At 44.2% G+C, this 1,085-nt stretch carries 2 protein-coding genes; one reads left to right on the plus strand and one right to left on the minus strand.

The genetic code is table 11. From position 1 onward, the window contains the following. On the minus strand, positions 1 to 323 hold a 323-nt coding region (locus tag A3763_RS19320), incomplete at its 3' end, for a HisA/HisF-related TIM barrel protein (RefSeq protein WP_255376629.1). A 156-nt stretch (positions 324 to 479) separates the two neighbouring features. Between A3763_RS19320 and A3763_RS19325 the strand changes: the two genes are divergently transcribed. Next, positions 480 to 1,085 (plus strand): CsgG/HfaB family protein (locus tag A3763_RS19325; protein ID WP_068760362.1); only part of this gene is annotated, 606 nt, incomplete at its 3' end.

The raw sequence follows: 1,085 nt of genomic DNA on the forward strand, positions 1-1,085 counted from the left end.
TCTTCGAAGAGGTAAGACGTGACGATCAAATGCGACGCACCTGCTTCCAAAAACTCGCTGGCATTTTCATGATTAACGCCCCCGCCAAATTGTAAACCTTGAGGCCAGGCCGATAGTGCCTTAAGTGCTTCGTCCTTATTTCCTGGGCCTAGTGCAATAACATGCCCACCTTGTAAGTTATGCTCCTTGTATAAGGAAGCATAGTAAGCCGCATCATAAGCACTCACAAAATTAGTATCGGCACCTTGGTCATTCAAGCTACCACCAACAATTTGCTTTACTTTGCCTTGATGTAAATCGATACAGGGACGAAACTGGGTCAAAGGAGGCCTCTTTTACAGAATGAGATAAAAATAAAACTGGCGCATATTATACCCAATTAAGCGGGGTGATTCGCCCCATATTGAAGATTAATCCAGTACACCTAGGCTTGTTGCTGTGATAATCTTTGGAGCAAACCTACCTGAAGGACCTTAATTATGAAGAATTTCTCCTTACGTTTTAGCAAAGTAATTTCCTTAGTTTCACTTTTTGTACTCCTTAGCGCCTGCGCAACGGAAAGTAAGCGAGCTATTCAACCAGATCGAGTTGCCAGCTATCAAACAAACTATAGTGGTAAGAAAACAGCCATGGTAGTAGGCAATTTTAATAACCGTTCAAACTATATGCAGGGTCTATTTTCTTCTGGTGGCGATCGCCTAGGTTCGCAAGGCAAGACCATCTTAAAGACCCACCTTCAACAAACGAACAGATTCAACCTTGTTGACCGTGACGCGATGAAAGAGCTTGAGCAAGAAGCTGCCTATCGCGGTCAAAAGCAAAACATTACGGGCGCAAGATATGTCGTTTCAGGCGCAGTCTCGGAGTTTGGCCGTAAAGAAGTTGGTGACAAGCAACTATTTGGTATCTTGGGGCGCGGAAAGGAGCAAATTGCTTATGCCAAAGTTTCCATCAATATCATTGACGTAACAACCAGCCAAATAATCTATTCAACACAAGGTGCCGGAGAGTATGCACTGAGCAATCGCGAAGTCATCGGTTTCGGTGGCACAGCGGGTTATGATGCAACGCTTAATGGCAAAGTT

This window comes from Oleiphilus sp. HI0128 (assembly GCF_001635365.1).